We start from the raw sequence: 23,852 nt of genomic DNA, 5'->3' as shown, positions 1-23,852 counted from the left end.
GTTCTTATCTCATAGTGTATAACATCTCGCGGAAAGAAGGAGAAATCGTTCGGAAATATGTCAGAATTGTTTTATAATGGAGTCAGCTTCGGATAGAAAGGGGTAAAGAAAAGATGGCATTAGAGGGATTGAAGGAAACATGGGATTTAAACTCCATTTTTGAGGGCGGGAGCCGGTCGGAAGAGTTTCAGCAATACATACAAGAGCTCAAAAATCATCTAAGCGCTTTTCAACATGCGGTTGAAGCGTTTACGGTTCCGACGCATGCGGATGAAAGCCGGGAGCTGATCAATCTGATTGATAGGTTTGAACGGTCAGCGATCATGATCAGGCAGGCGGGAGCGTTCGTCGGCTGTCTTCAGGCTCAGAACACTCATGATCAGAAAGCGAATGAATGGAGGGCGCGGATCAATCAGCTGAGCAGTGATTTTAAATCCGCTCTGGTCACCTTTGACGATACACTTGCCCGAATTGACGAGCGGATCTGGGAGGAGCTGCTGCAAAAACCGGAACTTCAGGATCTCACATATGTTTTAAATGAAAGAAGAGACCGGGTCAAAGAGAAGCTCAGCGCTTCAGAAGAAAGGCTGATTGAAGGCCTGGCCGTTGACGGCTATCACGCATGGGGCGACTTGTATAATGCGGCTGTCGGCAGAATGAAGATTCCGTTTGAGGATAAAGAGCTGTCGGTCGGCCAAGCAGAAAATATGATGGCGTACCCGGACCGCCGCATCAGGCGTCAAGTGTTTAAAGAGCTTAATGAAGCGTGGAAAGGAGAAGAGGAGCTTTTCGGCAGCACGCTGAACCATCTGGCCGGCTTCCGTACGGAAATCTATAAAGCGCGGGGCTGGAAAAGCGCTTTGGAAGAGCCGCTTGCGATCAACCGGATGAAAAAAGAAACGCTGGATGTCATGTGGCAGGTCATTACCGATCATAAAAAGCCTTTTGCCGAATACCTGAATCGAAAGGCGTCTCTTTTAGGGCTTGAGCGGCTGAACTGGTATGATGTGGGCGCGCCGATCGGCGAGGCTCCGAAAGAATACACATATGATGAAGCGGCCAATCTGATCGTCAGCCAATTTTCGACGTTTGGCAAAAAGCTGTCCGCATTTACGGAAAAAGCGTTCCGTGATCGGTGGATAGAAGCGGAAGACCGCAGCGGCAAACGGGTCGGCGGTTTCTGCACCAGCTTTCCCGACAGCGGAGAATCCCGGATTTTTATGACGTTTTCCGGAAGCGCTTCGAATGTATCGACGCTGGCGCATGAGCTCGGTCACGCGTTCCATCAGGAGGCCATGCTTCAAGTGCGGCAGCTGAACAGAGCCTACGCTATGAATGTGGCTGAAACAGCCTCGACCTTTGCGGAAATGATCGTCGCCGACGCCGCTTTGAAACAAGCGGAGACAAAGGATGAAAAGGTGTTCTTGCTTGAAGATAAAATTCAAAGAAGCGTAGCCATGTTTATGAATATTCATGCGAGATTTTTATTTGAAACGCGTTTTTATGAAGAGCGCAAGCAGGGCGTCGTTCCGTCTGAGAAACTGAATGAACTGATGGAAGCGGCGCAGAAAGAAGCATTTTGCGATTCATTAGGGGAATACCACCCTCATTTCTGGGCGTCAAAACTGCATTTTCATATTACGGGAGTGCCGTTTTACAACTTTCCGTATACGTTCGGTTATTTATTTTCGCTTGGAATATATGCAAGAGCTCTTCGGGAAAAAGCGGATTTTGAAGAAAAATATATCGCGCTATTGTGTGACACGGCTTCGATGACCGTTGAGGATTTGGCGATGAAGCACCTTGGAGCGGATCTGACGGAACGGTCGTTTTGGGAAGACGCGGTCCGCCTTGCCGTACAGGATGTGCAGGAATTTTTAGAGCTGACTGAATGATAATCTTGAGATGAACCGGCCGGAGTGTTACCGCTTCGGTTCTTTTTTGTTTAATGAATGACAGCCGCCTCCCTTGGAAATACCTAAAAACGATCGGAATGGAATGGGAGTGAATCGCATGAAATGGATCAGAACGGCGGGCGTTTTATGTCTTACGCTGATGCTGATTGCCGGCTGCCGATTGAATGAAGAAAAACGGGAAGCGGAACAAGACAGCACACCCGTGTCATCCGCGAAGCCGGTTCCTTACAGCAGCTTTGCACTACGCGTCAGCTACGGAGCCGGAGAGCATAACCGCTATGAAGGTTTGTATGAAAGTAAAGGCGGTCATGAAAAGGCTGACATCCGGGACAAGCTCTCAGGGGTTCACAGAGAGGGCGAGGAAGCGCTTGATGAAATGAAGATGATCCTTGGAGAACTTGCTGTAAACAGCCGGATGCAGGAAAGCGAGGTCGTCCGGCAGGTGCTCTCGGCTTTTAATTTGGACAGCCGCTATGACCATTTTTATTTGAAACTGAAAAAGAATGATGGAGAAATGACGGAAATAAAAAAATAACCGCCGTCCGCTGCTTTTTTGCCCAAAACTAATTGATAATGATATTCAGAGTCATTAATTTCTGTTACAATATAATCATGATCTCACGTTGAATGTTTAGGCAATTTGTTTATATACATAGTGTTGGGAAACTCAAAAAAGGAGCGGTTAGCGGTATGAGTGCAATTTCTACAGAGACGCTGAGCTTAGGATACGGAGAAACTGTTATTATTGACGAATTGGATGTCGCGATTCCAAAAGGCGAAATCACTGTATTGATCGGAAGCAACGGCTGCGGAAAATCGACGCTTTTACGTTCATTGGCCCGGCTGATGAAACCGAGGGGCGGTTCTGTGCTTTTAGAAGGAAAAGCCATCGCTAAGCTTCCGACGAAGGAAGTGGCAAGAGAGCTCGCTATTTTGCCGCAGAGTCCGTCAGCTCCCGAAGGCCTGACGGTGCATCAGCTTGTGAAGCAGGGAAGATACCCTTATCAAAGCTGGCTGAAGCAATGGTCCAAAGAGGACGAAGACGCAGTGGCAAAAGCGCTTAAAGCGACGAAGCTTGAGGAAATGGCCGACCGTCCGGTGGATTCCTTGTCAGGCGGACAGCGCCAGCGCGCATGGATTGCGATGACACTCGCTCAGGATACGGATATCATTCTGCTTGACGAGCCGACAACCTATCTCGACATGACGCATCAAATTGAAATTCTTGATTTGCTGTTTGAATTAAATGAAAAAGAAAAACGCACAATCGTCATGGTGCTGCACGACCTCAATCTGGCATGCCGTTATGCCCATTATCTGGTCGCCATTAAGGATAAACAGATTTACGCAGAGGGCCGTCCCGAAGAAGTCATCACTTGCGAGCTTGTACAGCAGGTCTTTGCGATGAACTGCCAGGTAACGCAAGACCCGCTGTTCGGCACGCCGCTTTGCATTCCGCACGGACGCGGCAGATGTATCGTGCAGGAAGCGGCCCTCACCGCCCGATTGTCATAATCATGAAAAAGGGAAGGGAACGGTATGGAAGAGAAACTGCAGCAGCAGCTGGACGGCCTGCTTGAGAAATACACGGAACTATTGCTTGGCGAAACAAACCCGGATGTAAAGGAAGAAGTCAGGCAGTGGATTTTGTATACACATATCGCAAAAAGCATGCCTCCGCTCGTGAAACATTGGAATCAATCCTACCCGGACGCCAAAGAGGGCATCAAAGCTGCGATACAGCATATTAAACAGCTCAATGAAGCACACAGAAAAAAACAATAAAAAAGCTTTCGGCATCAAAGAGAGGTGCCGGAAGCTTTTTTTGCTGAAAAGGAATCAATAAGAGCTTCGTTCAATTCATAGGCGAAGAACTTTAATATAACTAATGCACCCGTTTGTTTACGTATATTTCTTCCGCTTGCTGAACCAAGAAAAAAGGACCGCCGCAGCAATTCCTTTCTCTCTTTCCTATATATCACATTTCCTTTCGGATACGTAATAACTCTTCAAATGCTTTTATATTTGTATCAAAATTGGGCACTGTTAGAGATTCTTCGGCACATTTGACTTGTGCTACAACCAAATCATGAAAAGGTGTTGGAATTCCAGTACCTTCTGCCATTTTGGGAATAACTCCATTAATATAATCAATTTCTGTTTTGCGTTTTTTCTCAAGATCCTGAAGCATACTTGCTCTTAGCAGCCTGGATGGTTCCATGGCTGACCTAAATGTTTGGATACGTTCAGGAATATCATTTTCGCTTCTTAATTCCAAAGATTCTAAATCAAGGCCGCCCATTTTCGCAAATTTGACACCATTGGCGTGTCCCACCTTAATCGTCTCATCTGCGATATGGACTGCACTGACAATGCCGATTTCATGGTCAAGAATGTCTCCGTATTCTCCGTTTAATGCAGCCGATAAACCACTGAATGCATTATTGATAAGTAATTTTGACCACTTCGTTCCAACTAAATTATCGGAAATATGTGTTCCGCCGATAAGGTCTAAAACCGATTTAATACGCTGGATTCTTTCTGTTGTTTCACCATGTAATTCTCCAATTTGAAAAGCGTACTCTTTAAATTGAGTATACTCAGTTGTAAGTCTGGATACGCCTGGTTCAATAAACGTAGCACCAAATTCAACAGAACCTGCAATAACACGTTCATCACCAACGATCGAAGCAACTTTCTGTTCAGGTATACCGTTTTGCAAGGAACATACTACACTGTCATCCTTTAAAAAAGGCAGTAACTCTTTAAGGATGGAGTCATTATATAATTGTTTCGTCAGGAGTAATATGAAATCATACTTGCCTGATTTGTTTTCAGGGGTGATGGCTTTCACCTTTGCTTGAAATTCCGTTGTACCAACTACTTTAGCACCTATTTGATTTAGAGTATCTACATGTTCTTTGTATGAATCAATCAATTCGACATCCATTCCGCCAGCAGACAGATATGCCCCAACTATGGTTCCTAAAGAACCTGCTCCTAAAACTGCAATTCTCATTGTAAACGTCTCCTTATTTTTCCTCTAAGTAGTTATAAACCGGCTTTGCTGCATTTAAGGTTAAATCTGTAAGGATATGAGATGCTGAAACGACTTCTAATACAGGCAAATCTGCAAGAGGTGCCAGAGCATGTTCAAATAATTGAAGCCGCGCCGGCCCAGTCCAGGCACCTTTAACTTCTATATTCGTTATTTGCGTCCGCACCAAATCACAAACCCTTAAATCACCATTGTAATCAGTGGCAATCTTAACCATAAAATTAGGTCGGCAAATTTCCCTTTTCGCTTTTTCCTTATCCATTTCGAAATGTTTATATCCCATAGTCGCAGTTGCCACACGAAGACTGCCATAATCCAATGTGCCAACAAGAGTATCAGAGTCTATATACAGCTTAGGGGCACCCAATTTCTTTGGATATGCAGTAAGTTCCCGTCCGCTTGCAATAGCCGGGAAATTGTCAACATACATAGAATGTACATAATCTCCTTCTTCACCATTAAAGCTGACAGGGATGACTTGTCCAGCCTCTGTATAGGCGCCAAGTCCGGAAACATCGGGCATCCACATCACTTCGAATTTCACTAAAGGTTCAGTAATTTCAAGAGGTTCCGGCACTGCTGCACGTAAAGCTTTTTCATCTGTTCGGTAAATAATATTTAAATATTCACGGTTAACAAATTTATAATTTGGGATAGGATAAGCAGGGGCTGTTAGTGGCGTATTTAAATTTTTTGCTATATCTTTCACATCAATTTTCATTGAATGACACCCTTTCCTTTTCTATAACTATGCTATTATCTTACATTCGCATTTACATTTAATCCAATACATAATAAGGTATATATATATTTATTGAAATAAATAAGGGGGGTGCAGACAGATGGAATTGCTGCAGCTAAAATACTTTCAGACAGTTGCCTATACTGAACATATTTCTAAAGCGGCAGAACAATTAAAGATTGCCCAGCCTTCTTTAAGTCTCACTATAAAAAGACTTGAGAATGAACTGGGAACAACCTTGTTTGAGAGAAAAGGGAGAAATATTAAGCTGAGTTCAGCAGGGAAAATTCTTTTAAAACATGTAAACAGGATTTTTACTGAGATTGAAAATGCACAAACGGAAATTCAATTGGAGGAACATCAAATTTCTGACACCATCAGAATATCTATTTCCAATCCAAGATTCCTTGCAGGACTGATGAGTGAATATATCAACCGCTCCCCTCAATCAAAAATTCTCCAAGCAATCGGAGTTAAAAGCGAGATCATAACAAGTTTAAAAAAAGGGGACATTGATTTAGGAATAACAGGTCATCCGATTCAAGATGAAGAGATAGAGAGTTGGGTGCTGGTAAATGAAGATATTGTTCTGGCTTTGCCCTCAAACCACCGATTTACGGGTAAAACAGGAATTTCTTTACGCCTTGTCGCCGATGAACCATTTATTACCCTTGCTAATAATGAAGAGTATAGCGGTTTTACAGCCTCGCTTTGTGAGAAAGCCGGTTTCACCCCAAATATCGCATTTGAGGCAGATTCTCATTTACTGGTCGAGATTATAAAGCTGGATCAAGGTGTGGCGTTGCTTCCTATTTCAGTTTGCAGAACATTGGGGCTGAATTTTATAAAAGTGACTGATCACTCTGCTTCATATCCAGTCGGCTTATCTTGGATGAGACATAAGCTGTTGTCTTCTTCGGTAAGAAATTTTCGTGACTTTATTATGTCGTACTATAAAGATAACTATGAAATGTTTAAGGTTTATTAAAGGGTTTCATCATACTCCTTACTCAACTGCACCGTTAGCGGCATAAGAAAAAGGACACCCCTTCTCCAGCTTTTGATGTTTTCTTTTTAGGGATGTAATGAGGGGAAACTTGTTGCTTACATTCATTTCCCGTTTCACTTGTTGCGGGGTGGGTACTTGCGATTGTTAGTTTAATGCCGGCTTCCTTTGACACGCTGTTAAACATTAATGTTTTTAGTTGGTAAGCCTGCTATTAGAGCCGTTTTGCTATACGGATCTCGTGGATTTTTTCAATTGTTCTTTTCGATCATAATTAGATATTTGCTGAACGGTAAAACATTGGAACCAATCCTGCCCGGACGCCAAAGAGGGCATCAAAGCCGCGGTACAGCACATTAAACAGCTCAATGAAGAGCACAGAAAAATACAATAAAAAGCTTCCGGCATCAAAGAGAGGTGCCGGAAGCTTTTTTTGCTGAAAAGGAATCAATAAAGGCCCGTAATGCACAGCTCATATATGAATCCTTCCGCGTGACGAATTCCGTTTTCATCATGCTGAAAGATTCGGGAATGGTCCATATCCGAACCGCGCCTAGTGCGGCGTGCTGAGTAATTACGCTTCGCGGGAGCAGCGTAATGCCGAGCCCCGCTGTCACTCCCCCGATAATCGCTTCAAGGGTGCCGAATTCCATAATGGCCGGATGCGCCGTTCCAATGGAATGAAGCCACCGCTCTAATGTGTCACGATACGTGCAGCCCGTGCTGTACACAAGAAGCGGCTTTTTTACCGCTTCTTCTATAGCGGTGACGGCAGCGGGAGTCACGACAACGGCTTCTTCTTCAAAGGCCGGGATGGAGTGCAAATCCGGATGATGAAAGTGACAGCCGATAAATGCGCCGTCCAATTCATAGCGAAGAACTTTATCGGTTACATATTGTGTATGTCCTGTCGTAAGGGACAGCTCCACATCAGGATACCGCTCATAATAAGAGGCTAAAAGTTTTGGCAGCCTGACGGCGGCTGTTGTCTGGGTGGAGCCGATCATAAGCGGTCCGCTCGGCTTGTCTGTTGAAGCGAGCGCCATTTTGGCTTCTTCTATCAGACCGACGACCTGATCCGCATAATGGAGGAGCACCGTGCCGCTTGAAGACAGCGTCATCCCGCGGTTATGGCGGAAAAACAGCTCGGTTTTCAAATCTTCTTCCAGCTGGCGGATTCTGGCCGTCACGTTTGACTGCACATAGCCGAGACGCGCAGCCGCCTTTGTAATGGAACCTTCACGGGCCACCATCTGAAAAATCCGCAAATCTCCGCTTTCCATTGTCATCTCTCCCTCTTTGCTATCATTTTTTGTGATATAAAACATCTTTAACAATCATTATACGAAAATGCACATCTCCATTACAATAAACATATCAGCTGATGAACATCGACGTAAAAGGAGAAGAAGCCATGAATTTACAACATAAAACGGCACTGGTCACAGGCGGCGGTACAGGAATCGGAAGAGCGGCGTGCCTTGCCTTAGCAAAACGGGGAGCGGCAGTCGTCATTAACTATTCACATTCAAAAACGGAAGCGGAACAAACGGCAGAATTCATAATAAAAGCAGGCGGACACGCGATGACCATTCAAGCGGACGTTTCTATAGACAAACAGGCGAGAGACATGGTGAACGAAGCGGCCAGCCGATTCGGAAGCCTTGATTTACTCGTAAATAATGCGAGCATCACCAGACATATTCCGCTTCATGATTTGGAATCTGCAACGAAAGAAGTATGGGATGAATTATTTGGTGTCAATGTAAACGGGATGTTTCATTGCGCCAGAGCGGCAGCGCCTCATATGAAAAAGCAAAAGTCAGGTGCTATTGTGAATGTCGGGAGCATCGCCGGCCTGACGGGAGCGGGTTCTTCCCTTCCGTATGCCGTTTCCAAAGCGGCCGTGCATGGCCTGACAAAATCATTGGCCCATGCGCTGGCGCCGGACATCCGTGTATGCTGTGTCGCGCCCGGAGCCGTTGCAACAAGATGGTGGACGGGGCGGGAAGAGACGATGTACCGGCTTGCCGGAAGCCTTCCGCTGGAACGGATCGCCGCTCCGGAAGATATCGGAGAACTGATTTGCTCTGTGCTGGAGCAGGAATCACTGACGGGACAAATCATAACAGCCGATTGCGGCCAGACGATGTGACGAAAGGAGAGAGAAATGTGCCGTTTGTACAGATCCATTTACAGAAAGGAAAAAGCGGACTTTGGCTCAAAAAAATGAGCACTGTTATTCACACCGCCATGACGGAGATGATTGATGTTCCGCATGATGACTATTTTCAAGTGGTGCATCAGCACGAAAAAGGGGAGTTTTTCTATGATCCGTCATATCTTCAAGTCGAGCGGAGCGATGAACTGATGTTTATCCGCTTTACTTTGAAAAACTCCAGAACAACTCATCAGAAACAAGCATTCTATCAGCATTTGGCTGACCGGCTGCACGAAAAGCTGGGCGTCAGAAAAGAAGATGTGTTTATCGTCCTCTCAGGCAATGCGGCGGAAGACTGGTCATTCGGAAACGGGGAGGCCCAGATGATATAAAAAAATCCCGCGGCATCCGCGGGATTTTTCTTTGTTAAACGGCTTTCGCCTTTTCTTCTTGTTTGCCTGTCTTTTTGTTTGTCAGTTTAATTGATTTAACAAACAGCGTGAGGATCAATCCGGCAGCGATAAAGGCCAGGCCTGTGAAAAACACGCTGTGAAGCGAATCCATCAGTGACGTTTTCAAAACCGGCACGATATGGGAAGAAAATGCGGCCGGAATCTGCTTAATCGATTCCTGGCTGAACAGGGATTGAAGCAGCCCTTCAGGATTCTTGTCAATCATACCTTTAAACTGGGCGGCAAAGGCACTTGCCTGTTTCGGGAGTGAGTCTAAGTAAGGCACCAGTCTGTCGGTTAAAAGGCTTCCTGATCTGGCATTCATGACAGCGCCGAGCACCGTAATACCGAACGTTCCCCCGATCATCCGGAAAAATTGGCTTGAAGAGGTCACAACACCCAGCTCTTCTTTTGAAAACGTTTCTTGCAGAGCGAGCGTGAGAAGCGGCATGACGAGCCCCATTCCCAGACCGATCACGGCCATATAGCATGTAGCCGCGAGCTTGCTTGTATCCAGCTGCAAAGTCGTTAATAAGAAGAAGCCGACGGCCATGATCAGCATGCCGATCATGATTTGCGGTTTAATACCGATCTTATAAACCAGCTGGCCTCCGATAATACTTGTGATAATCATAGATACCATCATCGGCGTCATAATCGTGCCGGACGCGGTGGCGCTGACTCCGATAATTCCCTGCATAAAGAAAGGAACGAACGTAACGGCGCCGAACATGCCGATACTCATGAAAAAGCCGATCAGATTCAGTACGGTAAACGTTCTGTTTTTAAACAGGTACATCGGCAGAATCGGCTCTTTTGCTTTGATTTCAGCGAAAATGAATCCGACAATCCCGGCAAGTGCAAGCGCAAAGAGACCGAGAATCTGCCAAGAGCCCCATGCGTAATCCTTTCCTCCGAAGCTGAGCGCGAGGAGGAGGCTGACGATTCCGACGATCATTGTGAAAATGCCGGCGATGTCAAAGTTAATCGGCCCGGTCTGTTTTCTGCCTTGAAGTCCTCTTGCGATAAAGATCACGGCTAAAATTCCGACAGGCAGGTTGATATAGAAAACCCATTTCCAATTTAATGAGTCAACAATCCAGCCCCCGATTTGCGGGCCGATCACGGAAGCAAGCCCGTAAATCGCCCCGAAAAGCCCTTGGAACTTGGCACGCTGTTTCCCTGTGAACAAATCCCCGATGACGATCATAGCCATCGGCATCATGACACCGCCGCCGATTCCCTGAAGTCCGCGGAAAATAATCAGTTCCGTCATGTTGCTGGCCATTCCGCACAGTGCGGAAGCTCCCATAAAAATCAATAAACCTGATACATAGACGACGCGGCGCCCCAATAAATCTGCAAGTTTCCCCGCAATCGGAACGATCGTCGTCGAAGTTAAAAGATATGCCGTGGTCAGCCACGTCATCATGCTTAATCCCCCGAGGTCACCCACGATTTTAGGAATCGCCGTTCCTACGATGGTGCCGTCAAGGGCTGAGAAAAACATGGCGATGATTAAGCCGGTTATTAATAATGTGCGTTTTGGATCTTTCTTTTCAATGCTCATGTTTCGGCAGCTCCTCTTTTCTATTCGTTTTCTTTTTGCTCAGCCGCGTATTTCTCGGCGGCTTCCGCTACTTTGCGGATGATGTTCACGGACTGAATCAGTTCATCGTCAGTCAGAACGGACAGGTTTCGCGCCAGTATCGCTTTCCGTCCTTCCACAACATCTTCGAATTTTGTTTCGCCTTTTTTGGTGAGGCTGATGTCGATGACGCGTCTGTCCTGCTGGTTATGTTTGCGGACGATGAGTCCTTTTTGTTCGAGGCGGTCGGCCATCAGCGTCACTGCGCTCGGCTTTACCTCCATGCGTTCCGCAATTTCGGAAACTTTGCAGCTCCCGTGTTTTTTCAGGCTGGCTAAAACAAATAATTGGGCAGGCGTCACCTCGTGTTTTGCCATGCTTTCCACCATTTCAGGCTGTATGTTTTGCAGCAGCGTCTGAAGAGATTTCTGGATGTCAGACACATATTGATCCGCGTTTTTCATAACTCCTCCTCATCTTGTTCCTTGAGAAAATAATTAACATTAGTTAAATATAAATAAGGATTAATGACAAGTCAATCTTTTTGTGCAAAAATAAAAAAAGGATTGATGCTTGTCGAAAACATCAAATCCTTCTTCGTTTTACTGCTGGTAGGGAGACTGCTGCTGAATGGTCTGCCGGAACTTCTGATACGATTGCTGAAGCTTTTGAGTATCGGCTGCTTCAATGGAATACCAGCCATTTTGAAACATCACATCGTATAATCTTCTTTGCGCTTTTTGTGACTCATCGAAAATTGCCTGAATATCTTGGTAAAGAGACTCGTGGCTGAACTCGTGCAGGGCTGTGCAATATGAAGCCGTGATGTATTTTTCCGTCGTCAGCAGCTCATTCACCAAGTCTCTGTCATTCATTTGCGCCGTATTGGGCACGGGCGTTTGCGGATTCGTGATTTTTTGGTTTTGCTGTTCCATGTATTGTCCTCCTATTGCATATAGCCTGTTGTTGTTTGTCCGCCTTGATCGGGGTTCAAGCGGCCCAATATGTGCTGATAATGCTTCTGATGCATCCGGCCGATTTGATCAAGCTCTTGTTTTAACGTCTGATTCTGGCAGTGTTCCGCCATAAAATGCGCTTTTTTCATGGCAAGCAGATTCCAGTTCAGCATGTCCTCAAGATACAAATGGTCTTTCGTTGAGATGACGGCAGGCGGCAAGTTTCCGTGCTGCTCTTGATTGTTCATGTAAACGCCTCCTTCAATTCTGTTCTTTTTAGCTTTCTCTGCGATCGGGATTTCATACAGATAAATTAAAATAACCACGATTTGCAGCAGAGACATCAATATTTACAATAAAAAAAGACACTATCAGAAGAATAAACCTTCGGATAATGCCTGTTCATGTTAACAGTTCAATATATGCGAAAGTCAGCAGCGGCACTAGGATTGGACTTCAGCTGCCGGTTTATTGTCTAGATCAGTGCCGGCTTTTCTTTCGGTTATTTTTATTTTTGGTAAAAGAAAAGCAGAAAATACTCCGGCAATTAATAGTATAAGCCCTGCGAAAAATACACTGCGAAGAGAGTCCATTAACGCTGTCTTCAGTATCGGTATGATGTGCTTTGCTATAGAATGCGGAAATTGTTCGAATGAATCAGAACTGAATAGCCTCTGTAGCAGGACTTGAGGATTGCTGCTGATCAAGTCTTTTAGATGAGTTGCCAATGCGTTTTCTTGTTTTGGGAAATTGTCTAAAAAAGGAACTAATTTATCGGTTAATATATTTCCTGACTTGGCATTCATCACTGCTCCCAGAATCGTAATTCCAAACGTACCTCCGATAGAGCGGAAAAATTGGCTTGACGAAGTAACCACGCCGAGCGTTTCTTTAGAGAAACTCTCTTGAAGTGCCAGAGTAATAATGGGCATAACAAGGCCCATACCGAAGCCGATGATAGCTACATAAGTAGTTGCAGTTAATTTGCTGGTGTCAGCTTCTAATGTGGATAATAAAAAATAGGCAAAGGATATGATTGCCATCCCCGTGATAATCTGAGCTTTAATGCCGATTTTAAAGACCAGCTGCCCGCCTATAATACTGGACATAATCATTGCGACCATCATCGGCATCATGATTGTCCCGGACTCTGATGCACTCATGCCGATTATTCCTTGCATGAAGAAAGGGACGAAGGTGATTGCTGCAAACATCCCAATACTCATAAAGAACCCTATTAAATTTAGGAAGATAAAAGTTCTGCTTTTTAGAAGATGTATAGGCAGAATTGGTTCTTCAGCTTTTTTTTCTGCAAATACAAAACTAATAATACTTATAGTGGCCAAAGCTAACAGACAAAATGTCTGCCATGATAACCAGTCAAATTCTTTTCCGCCGAAACTGAGTGTAAGCAGCAAACAGACTACACCCGTAATCATTGTAAACATCCCGATGAAATCAAAATGAATCGGACCCGTGTATTTTCTGGCCTGCAATCCCATCGCAATAAAGAACACAGCTACCATTCCCACGGGTAAATTGATAAAAAATACCCAATGCCAGCTGAAAGAATCTACAATCCATCCCCCAATTTGCGGTCCGATTACAGAAGCAAGAGCGTAAATACCGCCAAATACGCCTTGAAATCTGGCACGCTGTTTGCCTGTGAATAAATCTCCAATGACAATCATAGCCATCGGCATCATAATGCCTCCGCCAAGACCTTGTAAACCTCGAAACACAATTAATTCTTTCATATTATCAGCCAAGCCGCACAGTGAAGAGCCAATCATGAATATAATCAGCCCGGCCACATATACTGCCCGGCGGCCTAATAGATCTGCAAGTTTTCCAGCGATCGGAACGATGGAGGTAGATGTTAATAGGTAGGCCGTAGTCAGCCAAGTCATCATGCTCAGGCCGCCGAGATCTCCTACAATCTTAGGCATAACCGTTCCTACGATTGTTCCGTCTAGAGCAGAAAAAAACATGGCTATAATAAGTCCAATTAATAAAAGTGTACGTTTAGATTTTCCTGTTGAATCCACTTGAAGGTTCCCTCTTTTCATATGTTTCGAGCATAGTGATTCTTCAAAATTAGGTGAATGGATAACTCAGGCAGGTCCCTTCTTTAAATTCCGTTAGGGAAGAGAAGCCATCTTTAAAAATGAAGGATCGTAAAGCTATTAGAAAGAAATAATAATGCTTTGGAGGTATGTTTGTGAGGCAAAGATAAATTCAGCAGAATTAACATTTTGAAATTCTGCTTTTCCTTCTTAATAGATACGTTCAATAAACTGAATTATCAATTTTAAATATAAGCCATTGTAAATTATAAATCAATTATCTTTTAAGGAATATTTTCAAATTATAAGGGGATAAAGAAATATAAATTAAAAGTTTTTCGGGGCAAAATTTAACAAAGAAGCGGAATTATAGCTCGAAAACTCAATTTAAGAAGTAGTGATTTTTATTGACTCTTTTTGTGACTCATTAAAACCGTTTGAATATCTTGATAATATAATACATTGCTTTGACATCAGAGTCTGTATGGATATATGAACTGATATCTTGGCAATTTGCATAGCTTTTGTGTTTTAGCTTTCTCTGCGATCGGGATTTCATACACGAATAAAAGAAAAAGGAGGGAGTTCATCCTTGCTGCGGAGCATATGTTTATTTTTGTCGAAAAATAAAATGCTTACAAAATTCGCCCAGGCTTACGGAATCCGCTTCGGTGCGGGAAGGTTCGTTGCAGGGGAAACACTCATGGAAGCTGTGAAAACGGTAAAGCGGCTGAACCAAAAAGGGCTGTCGGCTTCGATTGATTATCTAGGTGAATATGCGGGGTCAGAGAAGGATGCGAAAAGGACGGCGGAAGAATGTAAAGAAGCAATCAGGGCGATTGCCGAGAATCAACTGGATTGTGAGCTGTCGCTGAAATTAACATCCATCGGTCTGGATATTTCCGAGAAACTCGCGGAACAGCATGTCAGAGACATATTGACGGAGGCAAAAGAACGCGGCGTGCCTGTAACGATTGATATGGAGGACTATTCAAGATGCGGCCGTACGCTTGAGCTGTATAAGCGGTGCAAGCCGGATTTCCCGATGCTCGGCACCGTCATTCAGGCTTATTTGTACCGCGCAGCTGAAGACATCAGCGGTCTGATGCCATACAAGCCGCGGCTCAGGCTTGTAAAAGGCGCTTATAAAGAATCGGCGGCCGTTGCATTCCCTGATAAAAAAGCAACCGATCTTCATTTTCAGCAGCTGATTAAGCTGCAGCTTTTGAGCGGCCATGAAACGGCGGTGGCGACACATGATGATGACATCATTTCTTATACGAAAACACTCATCAGCAAACATCAGATTCCCCGGGAGCAGTTTGAATTCCAAATGCTGTACGGCATCAGAACGGAGCGCCAGAAGGAGCTTGCCGAAGAAGGATACAGGATGAGGGTGTATGTCCCGTACGGAACCGATTGGTACGGGTACCTGATGAGAAGAATTGCCGAGCGCCCGGCAAATGCGGCATTTGTGCTGAAAGGGATCTTCAAAAAATAACGGCTGCTCCAAAAAGCAGCCGCAGCATGTTATTCCATGTTGTCTTTTTTATATTGCTGATTTTGGCTCGTCCGTTTGCCGCCGCCGTATTTTTGCTTCGGTCCCGCATTTCCTTTCATGCTGGCCGCGCTCACTGCGGCAGAAGACGGATCTTTTCTCCCTCGCACCATTCCCTTCACCTCCGGGTTTAAGTTTCCCGCCCGCGCCACGGAACATGCGGAAGCAGAAAAATTTAAAAAAATTCCATATTTGCTATTGAAGTCATCCTGAAAATCTTTTAAGATGTAAGAAGAAAAGGGTTTCATTTTTTTTGCCGAAAAAATGAATGACTATTCATTCAAAGTTCAAGGGGGATGACTCATGCACAAGTTTATAAAGAAAGCAGCCGTTCTCGGATCAGGCGTCATGGGGTCCGGAATTGCCGCGCACTTGGCTAACATCGGAATTCCCGTCCTGCTGCTTGATATTGTGCCAAACGAGCTGACAAAGGATGAGATGAAAAAAGGGCTGACATTAGAAAGCCCGGAGGTCCGCAGCAGACTGAGCCGATCGGCCATGCAAAAGCTGCTGAAGCAAAAACCGGCGCCGCTGACTTCGGCTGCCAATCTCGACTATATAACGGCGGGGAATTTGGAAGATGACGCAGCTCAATTGAAGGATGCTGATTGGATTATTGAAGTCGTCGTCGAAAATCTTGACGTAAAAAAACAGATTTTCTCAATCGTTGATGAATACCGGAAACCGGGAAGCATCGTGTCGAGCAATACGTCCGGTATCTCCGTCACAAAAATGGCGGAAGGCCGATCTGCCGATTTTAAAGCTCATTTCTTAGGAACCCATTTCTTTAATCCGGCCCGCTACTTAAAGCTTCTGGAAATCATTCCGATTCAGGAAACAGATCCTGACGTGCTGGAGTTTATGACTTCATTTGCAGAAAACACGCTCGGGAAAGGGGTCGTCATCGCAAAAGACACGCCTAACTTTATCGCCAACCGCATCGGTACGTACGGCCTGCTGGTCACGGTAAGAGAAATGCTTTCTTCCGGCTGCCGCATCGGCGAGGTGGACACGGTGACCGGGCCTTTGATCGGCAGACCGAAAAGCGCGACCTTCAGAACCCTTGACGTTGTGGGGCTTGATACTTTCGCCCATGTGGCAAAAAATGTGTATGATAAAGCCGACGGCGCTGAAAAAGACATGTTTAAGCTTCCTGAATTTATGAATGACATGTTGAAAAACAATTGGCTGGGCAGCAAATCAGGCCAAGGTTTTTACAAAAAAGAAGGTAAAACAATATATGAACTCGATCCGCTGACCATGACATACGGTGAGCGCTCGAAAATGAAGACGCCCGCTTTAGAAGCCGCCAAACAGGCAAAGGGTGCCAAAGGCAAAATGAAAGCGCTTATATACTCTGATGACCGCGCCGGACGCCTGCTTTGGAATATTACATCGCAAACACTCTTGTACTCAGCCCGGCTTTTAGGTGAGATCGCTGATGATATCAAAGCGATTGACGACGCCATGAAATGGGGCTTCGGATGGGAGCTCGGACCGTTTGAGATGTGGGATGCCATCGGCGTCAAAAAATCAGCGGAGCGGCTCGAAGAAGAAGGCGCAGCACTCCCCGTCTGGGTGAAAGAAATGCTTGATCAGGGCCATGAAACATTTTATATGAAGGAAAACGGAACACCATTTTACTATTCAGACGGCCAATACAGGGCTGTGAAAGAAAATCCGAAACGGATCAGCCTGCAAACGTTAAAAGAAACAAAAGGCGTGATCACTAAAAACAGCGGAGCCAGTCTGATTGATCTCGGCGATGATGTCGCGCTGCTGGAATTTCATACGAAAAGCAACGCGATCGGCTTAGACATTATTCAGATGATTGACAATGCGCTTGAGGAAACGGAGCGGAATTATAAAGGTCTTGTCATCGGAAACCAAGGCAGACATTTCTGCGCGGGGGCAAACCTTGCGATGATTTTGATGGAAGCTCAGGATGATAACTTTATGGAAGTCGATTTTGTCATCCGCCGTTTTCAGCAGACGATGCTGAACATCAAATACAGCGCTAAACCCGTTGTCGCGGCGCCATTCGGGATGACACTCGGCGGCGGCACGGAAGTCTGTCTCCCGGCGGCACGCGTTCAGGCGGCGAGCGAATCGTATATGGGTCTTGTTGAAACCGGCGTCGGCCTTATTCCGGGCGGCGGAGGAAACAAAGAGCTGTACATGAATTATTTGGACGGCGGAAGTGAACTGATGGACGCAGCGATTAAAACCTTCGAAACAATCGCGCTTGCCAAAGTGTCCGGTTCGGCACATGAAGCCCGTGATATGAAGATTTTGTCCGCGGCAGACCGTATCAGCATGAATCAGGATCACCTGCTGCACGATGCGAAACAGCTGGCTGCTTCCTTATATGACAGCGGATACCGCCCGCCTGCCCGCAAAAACGTGAAAGTCACCGGGGAAACCGGATGTGCGGCATTACTGCTCGGAGCAGACCAAATGAGACGGTCGGGTTATTTATCCGATCACGATATGAAGATTGCGAAGAAGCTGGCCCATGTCATTGCCGGCGGAAGAGTCCCGTTCGGCACGGAGGTTTCAGAAGAATATTTACTCGAGATTGAAAGAGAAGCCTTTTTAAGCCTCGCTGGCGAGGCGAAATCTCAAGCGAGAATGCAGCATATGCTCGTCAAAGGCAAACCTTTACGGAACTAGGAGGGTGTTTATGAGAGAAGCAGTCATTGTGGCCGGTGCGAGAACCCCGGTCGGTAAAGCGAAAAAAGGATCGCTTGCAGCCGTTCGTCCTGATGATTTAGGCGCGCTTTGTGTAAAAGAAACGCTGAAACGGGCAGGCGGATATGAAGGAAATATCGATGACTTAATTATCGGATGTGCAACACCTGAAGCCGAACAAGGATTAAATATGGCGCGGAATATCGGTGCGCTGGCGGGGCTTCCTCATACGGTGCCGGCCATTACGGTGAACCGCTACTGCTCTTCCGGGCTCCAATCCATCGCTTACGGTGCTGAAAAAATCATGATCGGCGCGGGTGACACCGTCATTGCGGGCGGTGCGGAATCCATGTCGCAAGTTCCGATGATGGGGCATGTGACCCGCCCGAATATCGCTTTGGCGGAGCATGCGCCTGAGTATTACATGAGCATGGGGCACACAGCGGAGCAGGTCGCCGAAACGTACGGCGTATCCAGAGAAGACCAGGATGCATTTGCCGTCCGCAGCCATCAGAATGCCGCAAAAGCCCTTAAGGAAGGCAAATTCAATGACGAGATCGTGCCGGTTGAAGTATCGCTGACAGAAGTCGGTGATGACCATAAGCCGCGGAAAAAACAATTTATCTTTTCTCAAGATGAAGGCGTTCGTCCCGGCACATCAGCTGACGTCTTGGCGAAGCTCCGTCCGGCTTTTTCTAAAACGGGAACCGTGACGGCCGGGAACTCTTCACAAACAAGTGACGGCGCGGCGGCTGTCATGCTGATGGATCGCGAAAAAGCTTCGTCGCTCGGATTGGCGCCGCTTGTCAAATTCCGTTCCTTTGCCGTAGGCGGCGTTCCGCCTGAGGTAATGGGGATCGGTCCGATTGAAGCCATTCCGCGGGCGCTCAAGCTTGCCGGACTCGAATTACAGGATATCGGGCTTTTTGAATTGAATGAGGCCTTTGCTTCACAGGCCATTCAAGTCATCAGATCGCTTGGGATAGATGAAGAAAAGGTGAACGTCAACGGAGGCGCCATCGCGCTCGGACATCCGCTCGGATGCACGGGAACGAAGCTGACCCTGTCACTCATTCATGAAATGAAACGGAGAAACGAGCAATTCGGCGTGGTGACGATGTGCATCGGAGGCGGCATGGGAGCTGCCGGCGTATTTGAACTCATTTAAAAAAAGGGGGAAACGAACATGAAACAGGAAACGGTCAACGTCAAAAAAGGCGGCAGCTTTCTGATTGAAGAGACGGGATATGATCAAATATTCACTCCGGAGGACTTTACAGACGAACACAAAATGATCGGTAAAACGACAGAAGACTATGTCGTAAACGATGTGCTTCCTTATATCGATGAAATTGAAAACCATCAGTTCGAGCATTCGGTCAGACTGCTGAAAAAAGCCGGAGATCTCGGCCTCCTCGGAGCAGACGTGCCTGAAGAGTACGGCGGAATCGGCCTGGATAAAATCAGTTCAGCCTTCATTACGGAAAAGTTTTCACGTGCCGGCAGCTTTTCGCTGTCTTACGGCGCTCACGTCGGTATCGGCTCATTGCCGATCGTGTTCTTCGGAACGGAAGAACAGAAAAAAACCTATTTGCCGGACTTGGCTTCAGGACAAAGAATCGCGGCATACGCCTTAACTGAGCCCGGTTCAGGTTCAGATGCCCTCGGCGCGAAAACCACGGCTGTTTTGAATGAAGCGGGCACACACTATATTCTTAACGGAGAAAAGCAATGGATTACAAACTCCGCCTTTGCAGATGTCTTTGTCGTCTACGCTAAAGTGGACGGAGATAAGTTTTCCGCATTTATCGTAGAAAAGAACTATCCGGGCGTGTCAACGGGACCGGAAGAGAAAAAAATGGGGATTAAGGGTTCATCGACAAGAACGCTGATTTTAGATCAGGCGGAAGTCCCAAAAGAAAACCTTCTCGGCGAAATCGGAAAAGGCCATGTCATCGCTTTTAATATCCTGAATATCGGGCGCTACAAGCTTGCCGTCGGCACAATCGGCGCTTCAAAACGGGTGATTGAGCTGTCTGCCGCTTATGCAAACCAGCGCCGGCAATTTAAAACGCCGATCTCAAGCTTCACGCTCACTCAGGAAAAGCTTGCGACGATGTCAGCTCGGCTTTACGCGATGGAGAGCTCTGTATACAGAACAGTGGGCTTATTCGAAGATAATATGAGCAGGCTGACGGAAGAGGAGCAAAAAGACGGACGCGAAGTCGCGAAGTCAATCGCCGAGTACGCGATTGAATGCTCGCTCAACAAAATGTGCGGTTCTGAAACGCTTGATTATATTGCCGACGAAGGCGTTCAAATTCACGGCGGTTACGGATTTATGCAGGAATATGAAGTGGAGCGCGCCTATCGCGACTCAAGAATCAACAGAATTTTTGAAGGCACAAATGAAATCAACCGCCTGATTGTCACGAGCACGTTCCTGAAAAAAGCCGTAAAAGGTCAGCTGCCGCTCTTTGAAAAAGCAAAAGCGCTCCAAGAAGAACTCATGATGCTGATGCCTGAAGAGCCGGGCTCAGAACCTCTTGAACAGGAAAAATACATTGTCAGACAGGCGAAAAAGATCGCCCTCTTGACAGCGGGTCTCGCGGCGCAGAAATACGGCAAAGAGATCGAAGGCGAGCAGGAAATCATGGTGAACATTGCCGATATTGTCAGCGCGCTGTACGCTTTGGAATCAGCCGTCCTCAGAACGGAAAAAGCAATTGCGGCGGACGGTGCCGAAAAAGCCGCGCAGAAGCTGTTATATACGGAAATCTTTGCCCAGGAAGCCCTTCAGAACATAGAAGCGCACGCCAAAGAATCACTGATCGCCATGGAGGAAGGAGATTCCCTCCGCATGATGCTTTCCGTGCTGCGCAAACTGACGCGCCTGACGCCGAAAAACCTCATTCAGAAAAAACGTGAAGCGGCAGCCGCCGTCTTCCGTGAAGAAAAATATACGGTCTGATCACATGCTGAAAGCGCTCCTTCATCAGGGGCGCTTTTTCATGAAGCAACGTTATAGGTTTTTACAAGTGATTGTGTTAAAATAACGACGATCATTTACAAGGGGTGAAGAAGATGTCGTTAAATTTTTACTGGTACCCTAAATGCGGAACGTGCCGTAATGCGAAAAAATGGCTGGAAGACCGCGGTAAGGAAATAAACGAAATACATATCGCGGAGGAAACTCCGTCGAAAGAAGAAATTAAAGACCTCTATGAAAAGAGCGGTCTTGAGCTCAAAAAGTTTTTCAACACGAGCGGAATGAAATACCGCGAACTGAACTTGAAGGAAAAACTGTACCATATGTCAGAGGATGAACAGCTCGAACTTCTGGCATCAGATGGTATGCTCCTGAAACGCCCGATTACGACAGACGGCGAAAAAGTCACTGTCGGCTTTAAAGAAGACCAATTCGAAAAATATTGGATGTAATGCCAGGTTCAAAGAATTATGGTATCTTCTTATTATAAGAAAAAAATGGAGGGATTTAGATGAGCACACCGAAAGATATGCGTTATTCCAAAGAGCACGAATGGGTCAAAGTTGAGGACGGAAAAGCCCGCATCGGGATTACACATTTCGCGCAAGCCGAACTTGGCGACATCGTCTTTGTCGAGCTTCCGGAAGTCGGCGCCGAAATTAAAGCGGACGAGCCATTCGGCAGCGTGGAATCCGTCAAAACCGTTTCCGAACTGTACGCACCGATTAACGGAACGGTGACGGAAGTGAACGAAGAACTTGATGACAGTCCCGAATTCGTAAACGAGTCTCCGTATGAAAAAGCGTGGATGATCGTCGTGGAACCGGCTGATGCTGAAGAAATCGAAAACCTCATGACTTCCGAGCAATATGACGAAATGACACAAGAAGACTGATCGGATAGCAAAGGGGCCATTTGGACATTCTATCTGTAACGGGAGGTGTCTAAAATGGCTTTTGATAAACAAAAGGTCGATGTGACGGAGAACGTTACGGGCCGCTTTCAAAACGGCCGGTTTTCCTTATTTCATGAAAATGAAGCCATCGGCGAGATGACAGGCATGGACCAGTACGAGCTCAAACAGGGCTTTTCATTTGAAAATCAAAAATTTTATAAAACAGCCGATGTCATAAACAGCAGCGATCCGAAATATGTCGATTGCGATTATGAGAATGGCTGGTGTTAACAGTTGGCGGTGAATTTCACTGCCTTCTTTTTCAATCTGACGCTAAAACAATCGGCAGGTGACGCGCTTATGTACAACGGAGATGAAAAGGTCATTATCGTAGAAGGAAAATCTGATAAAATCAAAGTCAGGGAAGTGCTCATCGAACCCGCGGAAATCGTCTGTACAAACGGAACGATCGGCCAAACCGAACTGGAAGATTTGGCGGACCGCCTCTTTGACAGAGACGTCTATATTTTAACGGACGCAGATGACTCCGGAGAAAAATTAAGAAAACAGCTGAAACGGGAGCTTCCCGAAGCGCGCCATATTTATATAGACAGAACATACAGGCAAGTCGAGTCGTGCCCGGGCCATCATCTCGCATCTGTGCTGATCAGAGCCGGCTTTGATGCTGACACTGTATTTTTGAAAAAGAACGACCTGAGGTGGTAATCATGAAAGAACTCCAAGAAAATGAACTCGAATCGATTCAGGATGACGTTTATCTCCTGTATTTGTACACCCCGTTTTGCGGCACATGCCAGCTGGCGTCCAAAATGCTTACTGTCGTCGAAGAAATGCTGCCCGGCGCCGCCTTCTATAAAAACAACGTGAATTATTCCCCCGCATTCGCCAAAGCCTATCAGATTGAAAGCGTTCCGTGCTTTTTGCTGTTTAAAGGCGGAGAGCTTGTTGAGAAAGGATACGCCTTCCGCTCCGTTTCCTATTTATATGAGCTGATTAAACAAAAAACATCGCAAACGTTCCCGATGTGACAATATTTACAGGAAAATGTCGTGCGGTTTATAAAGGGTTCTGTCCGTTAAAAAGAGAAAGTGTATGTATGGCCATTAAAACGGGAGGTTATACGAGTGGAGAAAATAGAAGTTTCAGAGAATGACGGACAGCATCTGTTTTTGAAACCGCTATTAAACGCCTCAACGCTGCTGATTACATTCCAAGGAGAAACAGAAGCCTTAACGGTCTCAATTAACGGACAGGGAGAAATGAGAAAAACGTCGGTCTCAAAGGAAAAATCTAATTTGACCTTTTACGGAAACCAGACGGAAATCATCCATCTCCTGCATGGTGATGTCTCTTTGCAAAAGCTTATCCAAAGCGGAAAACTCAAAGTGAAAGGATCATTCAGAGCTCTGCTGAAGCTGGAGGCCATCCTCTGGCTGACAAACGGATTTTTTCAGGCGATCAGTAAACGGCCTTAAACTGCCAATCTACTATGTGACAATAGCTTCCAATATTTATTTTATTGACTTTTTATCATTCGCCGTGCTATTCTACAGTAAGAATTTCCGGACGAAAATACGATATGTTTTCTCTTATCAAGAGAGGTGGAGGGAAGTGCCCTATGAAGCCCGGCAACCATCAACGATGTTGAAATGGTGCCAATTCACTCGAAGCGGTCTGCTTTGAAAGATGAGAGAAAGGCCTTTTTCAATAAGCCTTTCTGCTCATTTTTGCAGAAAGGCTTTTCTTTTGCGGA

The 23,852-nt window shown here is 46.0% G+C and carries 25 protein-coding genes, 3 pseudogenes and 1 riboswitch; of the genes and pseudogenes, 18 read left to right on the top strand and 10 right to left on the bottom strand.

The window, feature by feature from the left end; genetic code table 11:
- Nucleotides 1-113 precede the first annotated feature (113 nt).
- From NYE68_RS17620 to NYE68_RS17605, 4 genes and pseudogenes are all read left to right on the top strand, one after another.
- Nucleotides 114-1,895 carry a M3 family oligoendopeptidase gene (locus tag NYE68_RS17620; protein ID WP_324636409.1) on the top strand — a complete coding sequence of 594 codons (1,782 nt, stop codon included), beginning with the start codon at nucleotides 114-116 and terminating at the stop codon, nucleotides 1,893-1,895.
- A gap of 118 nt (nucleotides 1,896-2,013) precedes the next feature.
- Complete coding sequence (locus NYE68_RS17615; RefSeq protein ID WP_015418176.1) at nucleotides 2,014-2,451, top strand: YusW family protein; 438 nt, start codon at nucleotides 2,014-2,016, stop codon at nucleotides 2,449-2,451.
- Between the two features lie 155 nt (nucleotides 2,452-2,606).
- Complete coding sequence (locus NYE68_RS17610; RefSeq protein WP_012118397.1) at nucleotides 2,607-3,431, top strand: ABC transporter ATP-binding protein; 825 nt, start codon at nucleotides 2,607-2,609, stop codon at nucleotides 3,429-3,431.
- Between the two features lie 2 nt (nucleotides 3,432-3,433).
- Nucleotides 3,434-3,701: pseudogene (locus NYE68_RS17605) on the top strand (YusU family protein).
- A gap of 193 nt (nucleotides 3,702-3,894) precedes the next feature.
- Here the strand turns inward: NYE68_RS17605 and NYE68_RS17600 are convergent.
- Entirely contained in the window at nucleotides 3,895-4,935 is a 1,041-nt protein-coding gene (locus NYE68_RS17600) for a 2-dehydropantoate 2-reductase (RefSeq protein ID WP_039253929.1), read from the bottom strand.
- Nucleotides 4,936-4,948: 13 nt separating this feature from the next.
- Complete coding sequence (locus NYE68_RS17595; RefSeq protein WP_324636411.1) at nucleotides 4,949-5,695, bottom strand: acetoacetate decarboxylase; 747 nt, start codon at nucleotides 5,693-5,695, stop codon at nucleotides 4,949-4,951.
- A gap of 121 nt (nucleotides 5,696-5,816) precedes the next feature.
- Here NYE68_RS17595 and NYE68_RS17590 point away from each other — a divergent pair, with 121 nt between their 5' ends.
- Nucleotides 5,817-6,704, top strand: coding sequence for a LysR family transcriptional regulator (locus tag NYE68_RS17590; protein ID WP_060674117.1), 888 nt, complete (start codon nucleotides 5,817-5,819; stop codon nucleotides 6,702-6,704).
- 63 nt (nucleotides 6,705-6,767) lie between these two features.
- On the opposite strand, the pseudogene NYE68_RS17585 reads toward NYE68_RS17590, so the two are convergent.
- A pseudogene (locus NYE68_RS17585) lies at nucleotides 6,768-6,869 on the bottom strand (DUF6262 family protein); the annotation flags it as partial.
- Between the two features lie 145 nt (nucleotides 6,870-7,014).
- Here NYE68_RS17585 and NYE68_RS17580 point away from each other — a divergent pair.
- A pseudogene (locus NYE68_RS17580) lies at nucleotides 7,015-7,116 on the top strand (DUF2573 family protein); the annotation flags it as partial.
- Between the two features lie 13 nt (nucleotides 7,117-7,129).
- Here the strand turns inward: NYE68_RS17580 and NYE68_RS17575 are convergent.
- Nucleotides 7,130-8,005, bottom strand: a complete 876-nt coding sequence (locus tag NYE68_RS17575; protein WP_012118393.1) for a LysR family transcriptional regulator — start codon at nucleotides 8,003-8,005, stop codon at nucleotides 7,130-7,132.
- Nucleotides 8,006-8,136: 131 nt separating this feature from the next.
- Here NYE68_RS17575 and NYE68_RS17570 point away from each other — a divergent pair, with 131 nt between their 5' ends.
- Together NYE68_RS17570 and NYE68_RS17565 are read left to right on the top strand one after the other, a co-directional pair.
- Nucleotides 8,137-8,877, top strand: a complete 741-nt coding sequence (locus NYE68_RS17570) for an SDR family NAD(P)-dependent oxidoreductase (protein WP_060674119.1) — start codon at nucleotides 8,137-8,139, stop codon at nucleotides 8,875-8,877.
- Between the two features lie 17 nt (nucleotides 8,878-8,894).
- The gene (locus tag NYE68_RS17565) at nucleotides 8,895-9,275 is read left to right on the top strand and encodes a tautomerase family protein (RefSeq protein WP_031378375.1); all 381 of its coding nucleotides are present in this window, start codon (nucleotides 8,895-8,897) and stop codon (nucleotides 9,273-9,275) included.
- Between the two features lie 34 nt (nucleotides 9,276-9,309).
- Here the strand turns inward: NYE68_RS17565 and NYE68_RS17560 are convergent, their stop codons facing one another.
- From NYE68_RS17560 to NYE68_RS17540, 5 genes are all read right to left on the bottom strand, one after another.
- The gene (locus tag NYE68_RS17560) at nucleotides 9,310-10,905 is read right to left on the bottom strand and encodes an MDR family MFS transporter (RefSeq protein WP_007410079.1); all 1,596 of its coding nucleotides are present in this window, start codon (nucleotides 10,903-10,905) and stop codon (nucleotides 9,310-9,312) included.
- Between the two features lie 20 nt (nucleotides 10,906-10,925).
- Nucleotides 10,926-11,387: a MarR family transcriptional regulator gene (locus NYE68_RS17555; protein WP_015418172.1), complete on the bottom strand. Its 462-nt coding sequence runs from the start codon at nucleotides 11,385-11,387 to the stop codon at nucleotides 10,926-10,928.
- A gap of 138 nt (nucleotides 11,388-11,525) precedes the next feature.
- Nucleotides 11,526-11,858 (bottom strand): spore coat protein, encoded by a 333-nt coding sequence (locus NYE68_RS17550; protein ID WP_003151830.1) that lies wholly within the window; start codon nucleotides 11,856-11,858, stop codon nucleotides 11,526-11,528.
- 11 nt (nucleotides 11,859-11,869) lie between these two features.
- Entirely contained in the window at nucleotides 11,870-12,127 is a 258-nt protein-coding gene (locus NYE68_RS17545) for a hypothetical protein (RefSeq protein WP_015418171.1), read from the bottom strand.
- Nucleotides 12,128-12,322: 195 nt separating this feature from the next.
- Nucleotides 12,323-13,948 (bottom strand): MDR family MFS transporter, encoded by a 1,626-nt coding sequence (locus NYE68_RS17540; protein WP_053574098.1) that lies wholly within the window; start codon nucleotides 13,946-13,948, stop codon nucleotides 12,323-12,325.
- 589 nt (nucleotides 13,949-14,537) lie between these two features.
- Here NYE68_RS17540 and NYE68_RS17535 point away from each other — a divergent pair.
- Nucleotides 14,538-15,446 (top strand): proline dehydrogenase family protein, encoded by a 909-nt coding sequence (locus NYE68_RS17535; protein ID WP_324636412.1) that lies wholly within the window; start codon nucleotides 14,538-14,540, stop codon nucleotides 15,444-15,446.
- A 29-nt stretch (nucleotides 15,447-15,475) separates the two neighbouring features.
- Here the strand turns inward: NYE68_RS17535 and NYE68_RS17530 are convergent, their stop codons facing one another.
- A complete protein-coding gene (locus tag NYE68_RS17530) occupies nucleotides 15,476-15,616 on the bottom strand; it encodes a YuzL family protein (RefSeq protein WP_003151836.1) in 141 nt (46 codons plus the stop codon).
- Between the two features lie 190 nt (nucleotides 15,617-15,806).
- Between NYE68_RS17530 and NYE68_RS17525 the strand changes: the two genes are divergently transcribed.
- The 9 genes from NYE68_RS17525 (at nucleotide 15,807) to NYE68_RS17485 (ending at nucleotide 23,574) form a co-directional block, all read left to right on the top strand.
- Nucleotides 15,807-18,176 carry a 3-hydroxyacyl-CoA dehydrogenase NAD-binding domain-containing protein gene (locus NYE68_RS17525; RefSeq protein ID WP_324636413.1) on the top strand — a complete coding sequence of 790 codons (2,370 nt, stop codon included), beginning with the start codon at nucleotides 15,807-15,809 and terminating at the stop codon, nucleotides 18,174-18,176.
- Nucleotides 18,177-18,186: 10 nt separating this feature from the next.
- A complete protein-coding gene (locus tag NYE68_RS17520; protein ID WP_015418168.1) occupies nucleotides 18,187-19,362 on the top strand; it encodes an acetyl-CoA C-acetyltransferase in 1,176 nt (391 codons plus the stop codon).
- A gap of 18 nt (nucleotides 19,363-19,380) precedes the next feature.
- Entirely contained in the window at nucleotides 19,381-21,165 is a 1,785-nt protein-coding gene (locus tag NYE68_RS17515; RefSeq protein ID WP_007613612.1) for an acyl-CoA dehydrogenase family protein, read from the top strand.
- 113 nt (nucleotides 21,166-21,278) lie between these two features.
- Nucleotides 21,279-21,635, top strand: coding sequence for an arsenate reductase family protein (locus NYE68_RS17510; RefSeq protein ID WP_003151843.1), 357 nt, complete (start codon nucleotides 21,279-21,281; stop codon nucleotides 21,633-21,635).
- 59 nt (nucleotides 21,636-21,694) lie between these two features.
- Nucleotides 21,695-22,078 (top strand): glycine cleavage system protein GcvH, encoded by a 384-nt coding sequence (gcvH, locus tag NYE68_RS17505; protein ID WP_031378376.1) that lies wholly within the window; start codon nucleotides 21,695-21,697, stop codon nucleotides 22,076-22,078.
- Nucleotides 22,079-22,132: 54 nt separating this feature from the next.
- The gene (locus tag NYE68_RS17500; RefSeq protein ID WP_031378377.1) at nucleotides 22,133-22,369 is read left to right on the top strand and encodes a YusG family protein; all 237 of its coding nucleotides are present in this window, start codon (nucleotides 22,133-22,135) and stop codon (nucleotides 22,367-22,369) included.
- 69 nt (nucleotides 22,370-22,438) lie between these two features.
- On the top strand, nucleotides 22,439-22,804 hold the full coding sequence (locus NYE68_RS17495; protein ID WP_007410083.1) for a toprim domain-containing protein: 366 nt from the start codon (nucleotides 22,439-22,441) through the stop codon (nucleotides 22,802-22,804).
- Between the two features lie 2 nt (nucleotides 22,805-22,806).
- Nucleotides 22,807-23,127: a thioredoxin family protein gene (locus NYE68_RS17490; protein ID WP_003151847.1), complete on the top strand. Its 321-nt coding sequence runs from the start codon at nucleotides 22,807-22,809 to the stop codon at nucleotides 23,125-23,127.
- A gap of 96 nt (nucleotides 23,128-23,223) precedes the next feature.
- A complete protein-coding gene (locus tag NYE68_RS17485) occupies nucleotides 23,224-23,574 on the top strand; it encodes an SCP2 sterol-binding domain-containing protein (RefSeq protein WP_007410085.1) in 351 nt (116 codons plus the stop codon).
- 111 nt (nucleotides 23,575-23,685) lie between these two features.
- Nucleotides 23,686-23,792, top strand: a riboswitch (SAM riboswitch).
- The last annotated feature ends 60 nt before the right edge of the window (nucleotides 23,793-23,852 follow it).

The organism is Bacillus sp. FSL R5-0447, from assembly GCF_038606125.1.
Lineage (GTDB): Bacteria > Bacillota > Bacilli > Bacillales > Bacillaceae > Bacillus > Bacillus velezensis.
Note: the sequence above shows the minus strand (reverse complement) of the source record. Positions and strands in the feature narration are given on the sequence as shown.